This is a genomic window from Maricaulis maris MCS10 (assembly GCF_000014745.1).
GTDB classification, from domain to species: domain Bacteria; phylum Pseudomonadota; class Alphaproteobacteria; order Caulobacterales; family Maricaulaceae; genus Maricaulis; species Maricaulis maris_A.
This window is the reverse complement of the sequence record NC_008347.1, coordinates 1660423-1675016: the sequence shown is the minus strand read 5'-3', so window position 1 is coordinate 1675016 and position 14594 is coordinate 1660423. Positions and strand designations below refer to the sequence as shown.

Sequence of the window (14594 nt, the reverse complement as noted above, 5' to 3'; positions counted from 1 at the left end):
ACGCACCTAACCAAGACCTTGGCGTTGACCTGACAGGGCTTCGAGGCGTAGCCTTGGCTCGTCTTTGTGGGGATGCCTATGTCGGATAAAACCTTGACGCGAGCTGATCTGGCGGAATCGGTCTACCGGGAGGTCGGCTTGTCACGCCAGGAGTCAGCGGATCTGGTCCAGTCGGTCCTGGCCATGGTGTCGGACAATCTGGCCGCCGGCCAGTCGGTGAAACTCTCATCTTTTGGCTCCTTCCTGCTGCGCGACAAGCGCGGGCGGGTCGGTCGCAATCCGAAGACCGGGGTGGAAGTGCCCATTGATGCCCGCCGGGTTCTGGTCTTCAAACCGTCTCAAGTTCTCAAGGAGCGCGTCGACTCGGCTCTGTCCAAGGATTAGGGCGGACCCGCAGACTGACGCGAACAGCGCATGTCGGTCACAACCAAGTCTGCAGACGCGTTTCGGACGATCAGCGAAGCGGCCGAAGAACTCGATATCCAGGCGCATGTCCTGCGCTTCTGGGAAAGCAAATTCCCCCAGATCAGCCCTTTGAAACGGGCCGGCGGTCGACGTTTCTACCGTCCGCAGGACCTGCAATTGCTGCGCGGCGTGAAGCGGCTCCTCTATGAGGATGGCTACACGATCAAGGGCGCCCGCAAATACATCAAGGACCAGGGTGTCGCCGCGGTCATGGCGCTGGGTGATATCAAGGCGGTTGAGCCGCGTGAGCCCATGGCTATTGACGCCGCCGACCTGGAACATCCGATCGCGTCGCGGCCATCACGGACGCGCCCCGCGGATGGTCCGAAGCGCCAGCTCGATGACATTCTCGCCGATCTGGAAAACGCCCAGGCCAAGCTGAAAGCGGCCCTGGAACCCTGATTTCCCACCCCGGTCTGCATTGACCGCAGGACACGCTGACAGCCCTGTTGCCCAGCGGCAAACCTGCCCCTATAAGCGACTTCCCCATCGGACGGGCCTGCCTGTCCAGCAAGTGAGTGTCGGAGCGTGGCGCAGCCCGGTTAGCGCACCGGTCTGGGGGACCGGGGGTCGCGAGTTCGAATCTCGCCGCTCCGACCATTTGCTTGCGATGCCATGGTCCATGGACAATTTTCCCCGCAGGACCCAGGCCGCAGGACCCAGGCCGCAGGACCCAGGCCGCAGGACTCAGGCCAAAGGGACATGATCCTGTGTGCTGTCCTTCGTCATGCCATTCCGGCGCATCGCGCAGGACCATCCATGGTTCGCTTGTCAGCCAGCGGATACAGCGAACTCCCGGCAAGCGGTCTATGGCGGAGTGTGCGCCGCTCGCGCATTGGGGGGCACTGATTCCTGATGCGCCGCTTCAAGCCCCCGCCAGCGCCGCCTTCATCACATCCTTCATCGCCACCTCCGGATCGGCCAGTGCTGCCGGATCCGGCTTGGCGCGTTTGGCGATCATCATCTTGGCGGCCATGAAGCTTTGCGGGTCATTGATGCAGTCCGCCGCGATGAGGACGCCACCTGCTAGGTGGAAGAAGCTGCGCGGGGTTTCGTCGCTGCCGGCGCGGATGATTGTGCTGTCGTGATCGCCGATCAGGCCGGCGGTCTGGAGTTTGAGATCATACTGGTCGGACCAGAACCAGGGCACTTCCGGCTTGGGCGCCGGTGACCCGCAGATCGCGGCGGCGGCACGCTTGGCCTGGTCGAGCGCATTGGGCACGCTTTCAAGGCGCAGGCGTTTGCCGGCCAGCCAGTTGTGCTGTTCGGCGCAATCGCCAATGGCGAAGATGTCCGGGTCGGAGGTGCGGCAGGCCTCATCGATAAGAATGCCATTGCCCGTCTCAAGGCCGCTTTCTGCGGCGAATTCCTGATTGGGAATGACGCCAATGCCCACCAAGGCGCTGTCACAGGCGATGGTTTCACCGCTGCTCAGCTCGACCCCGGTCACCGTCTTGCCGCGCCCGAACAGGCCTGATTTCGGTTTCAGGGCGGCGACCTGGCTGTCGAGGCGGACGGTCACGCCACGGCTTTCATGAGCCTGGCGGTAGAAGTCCGACATTTCCGGCACGGCGACCCGGGCCAGCAGCCGGTCCATGGCCTCGATCACGACAGGCTTCGCGCCCAGCTTCAAGGCCACCGAAGCGGCTTCCAGACCGATATAGCCACCGCCAATGATGGCGATCCGCTTGCCCGGTGCGAAATCGGCTTTCAGCGCGTCGACATCCGCGATCGAGCGCAGATAGCGCACGCCGTCCAGATCGGCGCCGGGAACGGGCAGGGTGCGCACGCGCGAGCCGGTGGCGATCACCAGCTGCGTATAGCTTTCTTCGCTGCCATCCTCGAAGCGGACGGTTTTGGCGGTGCGATCAATGGCGCTGGCGCGACTGGACAGGCGTAGTTCGACCGATTGCTCGGTCCAGGTTTCCGGTGGCTGCAGCCACAAACGGCTCTCGTCGATCTCGCCGGACAGATAGGCCTTGGACAGGGGCGGACGCTGATAGGGCGGGTGTGGCTCGTCGCCGGCGAGGAGGATACGGCCCTCAAAGCCATTGCGCCGCAGCGAGGCGGCGCATTGCCCTCCGGCCTGGCCCGCACCCAGGATGATCACCGTCTGTTCGGTATTGCTCACGCCTTCTCCCCCAAAAGTCACGGCCGGGTTGCGACATGATGGCGCGTCCGTCCCAGTCCTGCGAGTGCAATATCAGCATGGAGGGGCGGCCTGGTGAAGCCCAAGCCTTGCGCCGATGTGTGGATGAGCTACCTAGCCGGTCCGGGAGATTGCATGCCGTATCATTCCAGCACCAAAAGCCGCGCCGTCTCGACCTGGCTGCTCGTTGTCGCCGCGCTTGTCTGCGCCATGATCATCATTGGCGGCACGACGCGGCTGACAGACAGTGGCCTGTCGATCACCGAATGGAAGCCGATCTCCGGCGCCATCCCGCCTTTGAGTCAGCAGGACTGGCAGGACGAGTTCGCGCTCTACCAGCAGACCACCGAATTCCAGGTCCAGAACTCGGCGATGACGCTGGACGAGTTCGAATTCATCTTCTGGTGGGAGTGGGGCCATCGCCAGCTGGGCCGCCTGATCGGTCTCGTTTACTTCGTGCCCTTTGTCTTCTTCTGGATGCGCGGCCATCTCAGCGCCCGGCTCAAATCGCGCCTGTTCGGTCTGTTTCTGCTCGGCGGGGCGCAGGGCGCGATCGGTTGGTGGATGGTGGCGAGCGGTCTGTCTGACCGGCTGGATGTGAGCCAATACCGGCTGGCGACCCATCTGGGCATGGCCTTCGTGATTCTGGGCCTGTCGATCTGGTTCTCGCTGGAAGCCCGCCATGGTCCGCCGCCGCTGCGGCGCGGACGCCTGGCTGGTGTTACGGCAGGACTTCTGGGCCTTGTCTTCGTGCAGATCATCCTGGGGGCGTTCGTGGCCGGTCTTGATGCCGGACGCATCTACAATACCTGGCCGCTGATGAATGGTGATCTCATTCCAGAGGGCTATCTCGGCGGCATGAATTTCTTCCCGGCAATCTTCGAGAGCCATGCAGCCGTGCAGATGCATCACCGCTGGACCGGTTATCTCGTCGCGCTCGGCGTCTTCGCCTATGCGTGGCAGGTCTGGCGTGAGCCGCGGGTTTCGCTGAAACCTTTCATGGTGATCCTGCCGGCCCTGGTGATCGGTCAGATCGCGCTTGGCATTGCCGCACTCCTGGCCGTTGTGCCGCTGTCTCTATCCCTGGCCCATCAAGCCGGAGCCATCCTGCTCTTCATCGCCATGGTCGCTGCCGCCTGGACGGCGCGTCGGGCAGTGTAGGGCCGGGGCGGTCCCTAGAGACCGGCCTTGCGAGCGCGGCGCAGGTAAACCACAGCAATCAGGCTCACCATGATCGGGATCATGAGCCCGTACTCATCCGTCCACATGGCGGTTGAGGCATTGTCCACCGTCAGCGGCGTGAAGATTTTCTGGATGTAGATATTGTGGGCGCCGTGAAACATGATGGCGGGCCAGAGCGAGCGGCTCTTGAAGGTGTAATAGGTCATGATGACGCTCATCGCGATGATCATCACGGTGAAGCACGCCAGCTGAAACAATGTGTTCCCGCCGCCATAGGCGATGATGACGGGGTAGTGCCAGACGGCCCAGATACTGCCGCTGATCAGGCATGTGGCATTGAATGAGAAGAGCTTGCGCAACTCCCAGGCAAAAAAGCCGCGCCAGCCGATCTCCTCGCCGGCAATTGTGCCCAGCGATTTCGCGAACTGCACAACCGCCATCAACAAGCCCATCAATGCGATCACGACAAAGGCCGGCGCGTCTGGCAGGCCGAGCTCCCGGCTCCACTCATTGATCGTTTCCGGATTGCCGAAGCCTCCCAGACCGGTCAGCCAGACAATTCCATAGGCAATCGAGACATAAAGAACCGGAATGAGATAGCCGGCCCAATTGGCTCCATGGCTGCCCCATCGCCAGGGCAGGTCTGAAATCTTGCGGCCGCGGAGTTTGAGGGTCAGGAAGGCAGCCAGCGTCGGCATCATCATCAGCGTCCCGACATAGAGCGAGGTCGGCACCAGGGCGACAATGGCGTAGTGGGCCAGGGCACTCGCGACCGTCAGAATGCCGAGGAAAATCGCCAGCGTGATGATCGTTGTGCGTTTGTCGGTCTGCGCGGCGGTCATGATATGTGACTTTCCTTTACGGGTCGGATCCTCGGGTGTAGTTTATACACTTAATTGTACAATTGATTGCATAAAAGGCAAGTCATGCGCGACAGCAACATCATGGACACCCACCGGCTCAGTGGCGCATTCGTCTCGAACAAGCTGCTCCGCCTCGTCGAAACCATTGCCGATCAGGGTGAGGTGTTGTTGCAGTCGTCCGGGATCATCATTCCACCACGCGCCATCTCCACGGTGTTGATGATCGGAGAGGTGGCGGACGTCACGGCGGCAGATATCGCGACATCGCTGGACCAACCGCACCAGGTGGCAACCCAGCGTGTGGCGGCCCTGATTAAGCTGGGGCTCGTGTCAAAGCGGCCTCATGCCTCCGACAGTCGCCGCAAGGTGCTGGAATTCACTGAATTCGGCCGGAGCCAGTATGAGCTGATGATGGATATGCTCGACAAGATACGCGGCGCCATGGACGCGTTGTTTGACGAGCTGGGCGTTGACCTGGCCGCCAAGGCGGTTGAGGCGGTGCAATCGCTCAAAGCGAGACCGCTGGTCGACCGCATTTCCTGACCCTGTCCAGCCTCGGCAAGCTGAGCCGCTCGCGCGGCTCGGCTTGCTGGCGGGGCGACAGACCGGATGTCTCTAGTCGGCCGCCACGACGGCGCGGGTGAGGGCATCGCGGGAGACGACTTTCAACCGTCCGGCATCGGTATCATAAACCGCCAGGAGACCGTTGGCGTAGGCGGTGTAACCGTAGTCTGCAGAGGTCACGGCGAGAGCGCCGGGCGACTGCACGCCCGGCGTGGACAGACCGTCAACGATGTCGATGGAGATGCCCGCTTCCAGTGTGGCCGCGTCAAAGGTATCGACGGTCTCGCCATTGCCATCGGCGGCCAGGACGAGGCGGGTGCCGTTGAATTCCCCGATGGTGAGGCTGGCAGCCGGATACCGGGCATCGGCCAGCAGCGTGCCGTCAGCGGTCAGCCGGGCCAGGCCGCCGGCCGGGCTGGCGGTGTAGATGTCGCCATCGAAGGCGGCGCATTGCCGCGCCGGTGCTGGCAGGGGGAAGTCGCGAATACGCTCGACGCTGAGTTGGTCCTCGCCGGCATCGCGGACGCGCCAGATCTCGGCATGGGCGCCGGTACTGAGCACCACGAGTTCGACAAATCCCGTTCCCTCACGCATCAGGCAAAGGCCGGAGACCCCGTCGAGCGGCTCGATGGCACCGAGCGGCAGGTCGAGCACCTGGGCGCCATCGCGGACCACCGCAAAGCCGCGCACCGCCTGGCTGTCAGCCGCGGCTCCAAAGATCAGCGGCAGCGATTCGCCGCGCAGCTCGAAATTCGGGGCGGTGGCGAGGCCACTCAGCCGCTCGCCGGTGTGGCGGGTCTTCAGGACGCCGTCGAGGTCATAGAGGTCGAGGCCACCAATGCGCGGTGCCGACAGGACCAGACCCAGCGAGGGCGCTTGCGGGTCGGGCAGGAAGCCGACAGCTCCGCCGCCGCCTTCCACCGCCGTGAACGCTGCAGTTACTAGGAGTTCGACCGGTCCGCCGGTCTCTTCCAGCCCGGCATCCTCGGGCAGTTCGTCTGTTGCCGGTCCGCAGGCGGCCAGCGCCAGCAGCGATACGCCTACAGCGAACGCGCGGGCCAGGGACCACGGACGGCGAAGGTCTGGCCGGGATGGCGTTGAACGTTGAAAAACAGGGTCGAACCGTCGGGACTGAAACATGGACCGCAAATCTCGCTTTTTTGACCATCCGGCCCGGAGGCCGCGTTGCGTCCAATCGTATACACCTCGCCATCAGGCGTCACGCCGCGGATGTACTGGTCTTGCGGTCCGTCCTCGACCACGATCAGATCGCCCCATGGCGCGACACACAGATTGTCACAGCGCTCCATCACTGCATCGTCATGGCTTTCGAAAAAGAGCTGCAGACGCCCGGCCTCAGCGCTTTCGCCAGCTTCGCCTTCGGCCGGGCTGGGCTGATAGCGCCAGATCTGGCCGAGGCGCTCGGCGCCGCCGTCGGTGCAGGTGAAATAGCATTCATTGTCGCCCCACCAGATGCCTTCGCCACGGGTGAACTGGGCAGCGCCGGCGGCAATGCCGCGCAAGGCCAGGTCGGCATTGGGAGCCTCGACATCGTCGAGATCAATCCATTCCACATCCAGCCACTCGCCTTGAGTGACGCCGGCGCCGTCCCAATTGCGGGTGTCCATTGCCGGACGACCCCGAACGGACAGGCCCTGCAATCGACCGCCTTGCGCCAGGTCGCCCGGCACATTGGCGAGGAAGCGATAGAACAGGCACTGCTCATACCGGTCTTCGGTGAGATAGGTGATCAGCGTGCGCGGATCGATCGCAACAGCCTCGTGGCGGAAGCGGCCCATTGCCCTGAGCGGTACCGGCTCAACCAGACCGGTGGCGTCAGCGGGAACTTCGAACACATAGCCGTGCTCGACACCGGCTTCAGGCCCCGCATTGGTTTCATTTTCCTCGCAGGTCAGCCAGCTGCCCCAGGGCGTCGGGCCGCCGGCGCAATTGTTGATGGTGCCGACCAGGGAGAGATACTCATCTTCAACGGCGAGTGTTTCGGGGTTCAGGATCACATGGCTCGTGCCGCCGATATGCGGATTGCCGTTTTCATCCCAGTCATGCACCCGAGAGCGGTCTATCAGGTCCAGCCCGGCATTGTCGACGCCGAACGGGCTCTTGTCGGTCTCGCCGATACGAAGCTCGTGATTGCGGACCAGGACCAGGCGCCCGTCGGCCCGTTCGAAACAGGCCATGCCATCCAGATCACCTGGGACGACGAGGCCGTCGCTCATTGGCTGCCCGGCCGATGAAATGACCTCATAGGTAAAGCCGCGCGGCAGGTCGAACAGCCCGTCCGGATCAACACGCAGGTGCCCGAAGCCTTCGACCTGGTTGAAATAGCCCTGCTCGGCCGGATAGCGGCGCTGACAGGCCGACAGGGCAGCCAGTCCGGAAAAGGCGAGGGTGGTCGCGGCGCTGTTGCGCAGGAAATGACGGCGGGACAGGGGCATGGGTTCTCCAGGGGCGGGCTTGAACGCCCCGTAACTACAACGACTTCGCGACGTAAGCATGACGGTCTAGCAGTGAGCGGTATTATATAACCGTATCGATAGGTGTATAAAATTGCAGTTGAAATTCGACAGCTGCTTGACCGAACTGAAAATCCCTCCTACACGGCGGCCTCGAATTCAACCTGAGCTAATCAGGCCTGAGGCAGGATTATTATGAAAACCATCTCCGTTAAACCGGCGGATGTCGAAAAGAAGTGGGTCGTGATCGACGCAGAAGGTGCCGTTGTCGGTCGCCTCGCTGCCTATGTCGCCACTCGTCTTCGCGGCAAGCACCGTCCGGACTATACGCCCCATGTCGACATGGGCGACAACATCATCATCGTGAACGCCGACAAGGTCGTGTTCACGGGCAAGAAGCGTGACGACAAGCGCTACTACCACCACACCGGTCACCCGGGTGGGATCAAGGAAACCAGCCCGGCCAAGATCCTGGACGGTCGTTTCCCTGAGCGTGTCGTCGAGAAAGCCGTGCTGCGCATGCTGCCGAAAGACAGCCCGCTGGCCCGTCAGCAGTACTCGAACCTGCGCGTCTATGCCGGTCCCGATCACAAGCATGAGGCCCAACAGCCTGAAGTGGTCGATTTCAAGTCCATGAACTCCAAGAATACGCGAGGCTGATATGTCTGAAGAAGCCCGCTCGCTCGAAGACCTCAAGGAAGTCATCAAGGAAGCCGATGCCGGCGCCGTGGTGGCCGAAGAGTCTGCTCCGGCTGAGCCCAAGATTGATGAGCATGGCCGTTCCTACGCCACCGGCAAGCGCAAGAACGCGGTCGCCCGCGTCTGGATCAAGCGCGGCAATGGCAAGATCACGGTCAATGGCCGCGATCAGGAAACCTATTTCGCCCGCCCGGTCCTTCGCATGCTGCTCCAGCAGCCGCTGGAAGCTGCCGAGCGCGTCGATGAATTCGACATCATCGCCACCGTCACCGGTGGTGGTCTGTCCGGCCAGGCCGGTGCTGTGCGTCACGGCATCTCCAAGGCCCTCCAGCTGTTCGAACCGGGCCTGCGCCCGGTCCTGAAAGCCGGTGGCTTCCTGACCCGCGACAGCCGTGTCGTCGAGCGTAAGAAGTACGGCAAGGCCAAGGCCCGTCGTTCCTTCCAGTTCTCGAAGCGCTAAGCTTCACCGAACACGCCGAATGCAAGACGGGCGGTGCCACTGGCACCGCCCGTTTTCGTTTTGGCGGTGGGCAGGCGGCTAGATCGCCGTTACGCGGTTGCGCGTTTCGCGGCGTTGCTGGTCCAGCCCGTCGGCGATCGCGTCGAAGACCAGCCGTATTCGGCGACTGGTATTCAGTTCCCGGTGAGTGACCAGCCAGGTCTGGACGGGAATGGGAGGCAGTGCCGGCCACAATTCTTCCAGCTCTGAATGCTGTTCGATCCAGTCGCGCGTCATCGGGGTGACACCGAGCCCCTGCATTGCCAGCGCATGGTGCACGGTGCTGCTGCCGCAGCTGATGCGGAAATTGTCGGCGGTGAGGTTCAGGCCGATCGCGTTGAGATGTTCGATGACGCGCTCATTCTGCTCGAACCCGATGAAATCCAGCCGGTTGATGTCCTCGATACAGGTCGGACGGCCGACCCGGTCGAGATAATCCGGATGGGCGTAGAGATGGCCGGTTGTTTCGCCGACCAGGCGCGCGATCAGGTCGGGTTGTTCCGGACGCGCATGCCGGATGGCGATGTCGGCCTCGCGCTTTTGCAGGTCCTGCAGCTCGTTCGAGGCGATGATTTCCAGCCGGATGCCCGGCGCTGTCTCGCGGATATGCTTGATGATGGGCGGCAGGTAGTAGGAGGCCATGATATTGGTCGCGGTCACTGTCACCCGACCCTCGATGGCGCTGGACTGGCCGGAGGCGGTCAGGGATATCCGTTGTGCCGCTTCACCCATGGACCGGACATGTTCGACCAGTTCCAGGGCAGCACCCGTCGGCACGGTGGCGCGGCGATTGCGTTCGAACAGGGTGACGCCGAGGTCTGATTCCAGCGCGGCGATCTGCCGGCTCAGTGTAGGCTGGGTCTGGCCCAGGGCGCGGGCGGCACCGGAAAAGGAGCCTTCCTCAATGGTGGCGAGGAGCGCGCGGATCTGATTCCAGTCGAAGGCTATAGCGGACCAATTCATGCGTTTGCGTATATCAGAAACCCGTTTCACCGCAATTCATATTGGGTCTGCGTATGTCTAGATAATTGCCGACCAGATCACGCCGGGTGATCGCGACCGGGAGAGACCGCAGATGACGCAAGCGCAACGCTGGTGGGACAAGATCGCCGAGAAATATTCCAACGACCCGATCGCGGACGTGGAGTCGTGGGAATTCAAGTTGGCGAAAATCCGCGACAAGCTGACCGCCGATTCGCGTCTCCTGGAATTCGGCTGCGGGACGGGCGGCACGGCGCGCCGGCTCGCTAACGCGGCCGGTTCCATCCTGGCGACAGATATCTCCGGCGAAATGCTGCGGATCGCCGAAGCGCGGGGCGATGAGGAGGGCGTGACCAATATACGCTATCAGCGCGGCGACTTTGTTGAGCTTGATCTCCCGGAGGGTGAGTTCGACATGGTGCTCGGGATGAGCATCCTGCACCTGCTGGAGGATCGCCAGGCCGCCATGGACAAGGCGATGCGCCTGCTCAAACCGGGTGGGGTTTTCATCACCAGCACGGCCTGCCTGATGGATGGCATGTGGTTCATGGTTCCGATCCTGCCAATCGGCCGGATGCTGGGGGCCTTCCCGCCGGTAAAGGTGTTTGGCAGCAAGGCGCTGAGGCGGGAGATTGCCGATGCCGGTTTCGAGCTTGACTATGAATGGCGACCGAAGCCGGCAGCAGCGCTGTTCATTGTGGCGCGCAAACCAGCCGACTGACGAAGTGCCAGCACAAGAGATCGGGATCAACAGATGAGCCAACAACAAGCAGCGGCTGATGCCGTCGATGAGGCGCGCGGATCAGGTTTTGCAGCCGAGCTTGAACGCGACCAGGCTCATCGCGACAAGGCCAAGAGCGTGCAACCACTGCGCCGTTTGGTCCCCTATATCACCCGCTATCCCGGCCTGTTGCTGGCCTTTGCGGTATTTCTTGTCCTGGCCTCGAGCCTGACCCTGTTGTTGCCGGCCGCCTTCCGCCTGGTGGTGGATTGTGGTTTTGCCGGCGCGACGCCGCCGGCCGCCTGTCCGTCGCTGGGCGCAGGCGAGGGGTTGGGCGGCTACTTCATCGCCGGCATGGGGGTCGCGATCCTGTTGGGTCTGGCCAGCGCCTTCCGCTTTTATTTCATCAGCCGGCTGGGTGAGCGGGTCGTCGCCGATCTGCGCCGGGACGTGTTCGGACATCTTCTCTCGCTCGATGCCGGCTTTTACGCCACGACCCGGACCGGCGAGGTGTTGTCCCGCCTGACGACTGACACCACGCTAATCCAGACCGTGGTCGGGTCTTCGATTTCCGTGGCCTTGCGAACGGTTGCCACCACAACCGGGGCGCTGGTCCTGATGGTCGTGGTGAGCTGGAAATTGGCCTTGCTTGTACTGGCCCTGGGTCCGCTGATCCTTGGTCCGATCATGCTGTTCGGGCGGCGTATCCAGCGACTGTCCCGGGTCAGCCAGGACAATCTGGCCGATGCTTCGGCGCGGGCCGGTGAAACCCTGCAAGCCATTGATACGGTCCAGGCCTTCACACGCGAGAGCGAGGAGAGCGGTCGATTTGCCGAGGCTGTCGAGATGACATTCGCCTCGGCAATGCGGCGGATTGACGTGCGGTCGATCATGACTGCCCTGATCTTCTCGGTCATTCTCAGCGGCCTCATCGCCGTGCTCTGGTTCGGTGCCTTGCAGGTCCAGGCCGGTGCCATGACGCCCGGCGCAATGACCCAGTTCGTGATGTATGCCTTTGTTGCGGTCAGCGGTGTCGGCATGCTGACCGAGACCTATACCGAGATGATGCGCGCGGCCGGTGCGACCGAGCGACTGATGGAGTTGCTGGCCGCCCGTTCGACCCTGCCGGTCAGCGAGCCGCCAGCGATGCTGGAACAACCGGTGCGCGGTGCCATCAGTTTCGAGGACGTGTCCTTTGCCTATCCGACACGCCCGGATACCCCGGCGCTGCGGGACGTGTCGCTGACCGTCGAGCCGGGCGAGACCGTGGCCATTGTCGGACCGTCGGGGGCCGGCAAGAGCACCTTGTTCCAGTTGATGCTGCGTCTGCATGATCCGGTTTCCGGACGGGTGAGGCTGGACGGGACAGACATCAGCCAGCTCGATCCGCAAGATCTGCGCCGACAACTGGCCATCGTGCAGCAGAATGCGCCGCTGTTTTCGGGAAGCGTCGCCGACAATATCCGTTTCGGCCGCCCCGATGCGAGCGAGGCCGATGTGCGAGCCGCAGCACAGGCTGCGAATGCCGACGGTTTCATCGAGGCGCTGCCGCAGGGCTATCAGACCAGCCTGGGCGAGCGCGCTGCGACGCTGTCAGGCGGCCAGCGGCAACGCTTGGCCATCGCCCGGGCGATCCTGCGTGATGCCCCGGTCCTTCTGCTGGATGAAGCCACCAGCGCGCTCGATTCGGAGAGCGAGCAACTGATCCAGACCGCAGTCGAACGCCTGTCTGAGGGACGAACAACGCTGGTCATTGCGCACCGACTGGCGACGGTGCGTTCAGCCGACCGGATTGTCGTTCTCGAGGATGGCGCAGTTGTGGATATCGGCCGGCATGATGATTTGCTGAAACGAGGCGGGCTCTATGCCCGCTATGTCGAGCTGCAATTCGGCCAGGAGGCCGGGGCCGGCGAGCGCTAGGTCGTCTTCTGCGGCGACTTGCGCGGTTTTCGTGGCGTGGTCTTGCCGGAGGCGGGCTTGCCCGACTTGGTCTTGCCCGCCTTGGTCTTGGCTGACTTGGCACTGGCTGACTTGGTACTGGTTGATTTGGGACTTGCGGGAGCGGAGGGGGCGGCCTCTTGCGTCGCCCCGGCCTTGCCGGCGTCACTGCGGACCAGAACATTGCGGCCTGGCGCCTTGCGCAGGGGCTTCAGCTTGCCGTCGCCGGGTTGCCGGGCCGGGATATCGTCGCCGGAGCGTTCAGCGAGCCAGTCGCGCCAATTGCCCCACCAGGACCCCGGTGTCTCGCTGGCCCCCTCGATCCAGGCCTCCACCGTTTCCGGCAGCTCGTCATTGGTCCAGTACTGGTATTTCTTTGCGTCCGGATGGTTGATCACTCCGGCGATATGTCCGGACCCGGCCATCACGAAGCGCACGGGACCGCCATAGAGCCGCGCCGCCCGGTAAACTGACGGGTAGGGCGCAATATGGTCTTCCTTGGAAGCCTGGATATAGACCGGTGTCTTCACCGCGCCGAGGTCCAGCCTGTGGCCGCCGAGCTCGAGCTCGCCCCTGGCCAGCCGGTTGTTCTTGTAGAAATTGTCGAGATACCAGAGGTGCAGGGCCTTGGGCATGCGGGTCTGGTCGGCATTCCAGAACAGGAGGTCGAAGGCCTGGGGTTGGCGACCGAGCAGGTAATTGTTGACCACAAAGGACCAGACCAGGTCATTGGTCCGCAACAGGTTGAAGGTGTCGGCCATGGACCGGCCATCGAGCACACCGCCCTGGCTGTCCATGATGCGCTCGATTTCCTTCATCCAGACGTCATCGATGAAGATCAGGAGATCGCCGGCTTTCTCGAAATCGGATTGGGCCGCAAAGAAGGTCGCCGAGGCGATGCGGTCGCTCCGGCCTTCAGCCTCGAGCCAGGCGAGAGCGGTCGAAAGCATCGTTCCGGCGACGCAATAGCCAACCGCGTTGACGGAGGTCTCGCCGGTGGCCGCTTCGATGGCATGCAGCGCCGCGAACAGGCCCTCATGCATGTAATCGTTGAAAGTCTTGTCTTTGAGCTCCGGTCCCGGATTGACCCAGGAGATGAGGAAAACCGTGAAACCCTGCGCGGTAAGCCAGCGGATCATCGAGTTCTTCTCGCGAAGATCCATGATGTAGAACTTGTTAATCCAGGGCGGGGCGATCAGGAGTGGGCGCTGCTTCACCGTTTCGGTAGTCGGCGCGTACTGGATCAACTCCATCAGATCGTTTTCGAACACTACCTCACCGGGCGCGGTGGCCATGTCCCGTCCGACCTGAAAACCTTCCATGTCGGTCTGTTTCAAGGCCAGCCGACCGCTGCCGGATGACAGGTCATCAAGCAGGTTCTGCAGCCCGCGTGTCAGATTGACTCCCTGGCTCTCGACCGTTTCACGGATGACGTCGGGATTGGTGAGGGCAAAATTGGTGGGCGACAGCGCGTCGGTCATCATCCGGGTCAGGAATTCGACCTTGCGCTTGGTACGTTCGTCGACCCCGTCGACGCTGCCGACCAGGCCCATGAGAAAATGCTGGTTGAGCAGGTAGGATTGCTTGATCGCATCGAAGACCGGATTCTCGGTCCATTCACTGGACCGCCAGCGCTTGTCACCCGCTTCCGGTTCGATGGCCGAGCTGACCGGCCCATCGTCCCGCATCATGCGCTTGGAGGTATTCGACCACAGGTCGATATAGCCTTTCATCAGATCCGCCTGCGCGCGCATCATCAAATCGGGTTGCCCGACAATTTTCTGCCAGACTTCCTGGAATTCCGGTGCAGAATGGAACGGATCCGCGTTCGGCAGGACAGGGTCGCCGTCGAGCGCCTTGCGCATGACATCGGACATCAATTGCTGAGATTTGAGCGAGGCCTGCATGAGATTGCGCGACAGGGTATCGAGCGTTTCAAGCTCTTTCTCGGACAGGCGACTCCAGTCGGCGCCCGTTGTTCCGGTGCTGCCCTTTCCTGTCGTGTCGCTCATGATGGTGCCTTGTTTTCGACGGGTGACTCACACCCTTATCAGCGTAT

At 62.6% G+C, this 14594-nt stretch carries 14 protein-coding genes and 1 tRNA gene; 9 read left to right on the top strand and 6 right to left on the bottom strand.

Features of this window, described 5'->3' with window-relative positions:
• Window positions 1–78 precede the first annotated feature (78 nt).
• From MMAR10_RS07905 to MMAR10_RS07895, 3 genes are all read left to right on the top strand, one after another.
• Window positions 79–384 (top strand): integration host factor subunit alpha, encoded by a 306-nt coding sequence (locus tag MMAR10_RS07905; protein WP_011643461.1) that lies wholly within the window; start codon window positions 79–81, stop codon window positions 382–384.
• 30 nt (window positions 385–414) lie between these two features.
• Window positions 415–867: a MerR family transcriptional regulator gene (locus MMAR10_RS07900; protein WP_011643460.1), complete on the top strand. Its 453-nt coding sequence runs from the start codon at window positions 415–417 to the stop codon at window positions 865–867.
• A gap of 120 nt (window positions 868–987) precedes the next feature.
• Window positions 988–1065 (top strand) — tRNA-Pro (locus tag MMAR10_RS07895).
• A 265-nt stretch (window positions 1066–1330) separates the two neighbouring features.
• On the opposite strand, the gene MMAR10_RS07890 is transcribed toward MMAR10_RS07895, so the two are convergent.
• Complete coding sequence (locus MMAR10_RS07890) at window positions 1331–2596, bottom strand: NAD(P)/FAD-dependent oxidoreductase (RefSeq protein ID WP_011643459.1); 1266 nt, start codon at window positions 2594–2596, stop codon at window positions 1331–1333.
• Window positions 2597–2749: 153 nt separating this feature from the next.
• Between MMAR10_RS07890 and MMAR10_RS07885 the strand changes: the two genes are divergently transcribed.
• Window positions 2750–3775: a COX15/CtaA family protein gene (locus MMAR10_RS07885; RefSeq protein ID WP_011643458.1), complete on the top strand. Its 1026-nt coding sequence runs from the start codon at window positions 2750–2752 to the stop codon at window positions 3773–3775.
• 14 nt (window positions 3776–3789) lie between these two features.
• Here MMAR10_RS07885 and MMAR10_RS07880 read toward each other — a convergent pair whose 3' ends face one another.
• Window positions 3790–4638 (bottom strand): CPBP family intramembrane glutamic endopeptidase, encoded by an 849-nt coding sequence (locus tag MMAR10_RS07880; RefSeq protein ID WP_011643457.1) that lies wholly within the window; start codon window positions 4636–4638, stop codon window positions 3790–3792.
• Between the two features lie 84 nt (window positions 4639–4722).
• Between MMAR10_RS07880 and MMAR10_RS07875 the strand changes: the two genes are divergently transcribed.
• Window positions 4723–5202: a MarR family winged helix-turn-helix transcriptional regulator gene (locus MMAR10_RS07875; protein ID WP_011643456.1), complete on the top strand. Its 480-nt coding sequence runs from the start codon at window positions 4723–4725 to the stop codon at window positions 5200–5202.
• Between the two features lie 72 nt (window positions 5203–5274).
• On the opposite strand, the gene MMAR10_RS07870 is transcribed toward MMAR10_RS07875, so the two are convergent.
• Together MMAR10_RS07870 and MMAR10_RS07865 are read right to left on the bottom strand one after the other, a co-directional pair.
• Entirely contained in the window at window positions 5275–6363 is a 1089-nt protein-coding gene (locus MMAR10_RS07870; RefSeq protein ID WP_150099742.1) for a hypothetical protein, read from the bottom strand.
• Complete coding sequence (locus tag MMAR10_RS07865) at window positions 6264–7679, bottom strand: alkaline phosphatase PhoX (RefSeq protein ID WP_011643454.1); 1416 nt, start codon at window positions 7677–7679, stop codon at window positions 6264–6266. Before MMAR10_RS07865 ends, MMAR10_RS07870 begins: the two co-directional genes overlap by 100 nt.
• Window positions 7680–7892: 213 nt before the next feature.
• On the opposite strand from MMAR10_RS07865, the gene rplM reads away from it, so the two are divergent.
• On the top strand, window positions 7893–8357 hold the full coding sequence (gene rplM / locus MMAR10_RS07860; protein ID WP_011643453.1) for a 50S ribosomal protein L13: 465 nt from the start codon (window positions 7893–7895) through the stop codon (window positions 8355–8357).
• A 1-nt stretch (window position 8358) separates the two neighbouring features.
• Window positions 8359–8856 carry a 30S ribosomal protein S9 gene (gene rpsI, locus MMAR10_RS07855; protein ID WP_011643452.1) on the top strand — a complete coding sequence of 166 codons (498 nt, stop codon included), beginning with the start codon at window positions 8359–8361 and terminating at the stop codon, window positions 8854–8856.
• Window positions 8857–8934: 78 nt separating this feature from the next.
• Here the strand turns inward: rpsI and MMAR10_RS07850 are convergent, their stop codons facing one another.
• Window positions 8935–9858, bottom strand: coding sequence for a LysR family transcriptional regulator (locus MMAR10_RS07850; protein ID WP_011643451.1), 924 nt, complete (start codon window positions 9856–9858; stop codon window positions 8935–8937).
• A 112-nt stretch (window positions 9859–9970) separates the two neighbouring features.
• On the opposite strand from MMAR10_RS07850, the gene MMAR10_RS07845 reads away from it, so the two are divergent.
• Together MMAR10_RS07845 and MMAR10_RS07840 are read left to right on the top strand one after the other, a co-directional pair.
• The gene (locus MMAR10_RS07845; RefSeq protein ID WP_011643450.1) at window positions 9971–10597 is read left to right on the top strand and encodes a class I SAM-dependent methyltransferase; all 627 of its coding nucleotides are present in this window, start codon (window positions 9971–9973) and stop codon (window positions 10595–10597) included.
• Window positions 10598–10630: 33 nt separating this feature from the next.
• Window positions 10631–12517 (top strand): ABC transporter transmembrane domain-containing protein, encoded by a 1887-nt coding sequence (locus MMAR10_RS07840; protein WP_011643449.1) that lies wholly within the window; start codon window positions 10631–10633, stop codon window positions 12515–12517.
• On the opposite strand, the gene phaC is transcribed toward MMAR10_RS07840, so the two are convergent.
• Window positions 12514–14547, bottom strand: coding sequence for a class I poly(R)-hydroxyalkanoic acid synthase (phaC, locus tag MMAR10_RS07835; RefSeq protein ID WP_011643448.1), 2034 nt, complete (start codon window positions 14545–14547; stop codon window positions 12514–12516). The two genes, MMAR10_RS07840 and phaC, sit on opposite strands and share 4 nt — an antisense overlap.
• Between the last annotated feature and the right edge of the window lie 47 nt (window positions 14548–14594).

Coding starts and splice junctions, on each gene's coding strand:
- MMAR10_RS07880 (WP_011643457.1), bottom strand. CDS start 4,638: ATGACCGCCGCGCAGACCGACAAACGCACAACGATCATCACGCTGGCG.
- MMAR10_RS07885 (WP_011643458.1), top strand. CDS start 2,750: ATGCCGTATCATTCCAGCACCAAAAGCCGCGCCGTCTCGACCTGGCTG.
- rpsI (WP_011643452.1), top strand. CDS start 8,359: ATGTCTGAAGAAGCCCGCTCGCTCGAAGACCTCAAGGAAGTCATCAAG.
- MMAR10_RS07875 (WP_011643456.1), top strand. CDS start 4,723: ATGCGCGACAGCAACATCATGGACACCCACCGGCTCAGTGGCGCATTC.
- phaC (WP_011643448.1), bottom strand. CDS start 14,547: ATGAGCGACACGACAGGAAAGGGCAGCACCGGAACAACGGGCGCCGAC.
- rplM (WP_011643453.1), top strand. CDS start 7,893: ATGAAAACCATCTCCGTTAAACCGGCGGATGTCGAAAAGAAGTGGGTC.
- MMAR10_RS07845 (WP_011643450.1), top strand. CDS start 9,971: ATGACGCAAGCGCAACGCTGGTGGGACAAGATCGCCGAGAAATATTCC.
- MMAR10_RS07850 (WP_011643451.1), bottom strand. CDS start 9,858: ATGAATTGGTCCGCTATAGCCTTCGACTGGAATCAGATCCGCGCGCTC.
- MMAR10_RS07870 (WP_150099742.1), bottom strand. CDS start 6,363: ATGTTTCAGTCCCGACGGTTCGACCCTGTTTTTCAACGTTCAACGCCA.
- MMAR10_RS07840 (WP_011643449.1), top strand. CDS start 10,631: ATGAGCCAACAACAAGCAGCGGCTGATGCCGTCGATGAGGCGCGCGGA.
- MMAR10_RS07905 (WP_011643461.1), top strand. CDS start 79: ATGTCGGATAAAACCTTGACGCGAGCTGATCTGGCGGAATCGGTCTAC.
- MMAR10_RS07900 (WP_011643460.1), top strand. CDS start 415: ATGTCGGTCACAACCAAGTCTGCAGACGCGTTTCGGACGATCAGCGAA.
- MMAR10_RS07865 (WP_011643454.1), bottom strand. CDS start 7,679: ATGCCCCTGTCCCGCCGTCATTTCCTGCGCAACAGCGCCGCGACCACC.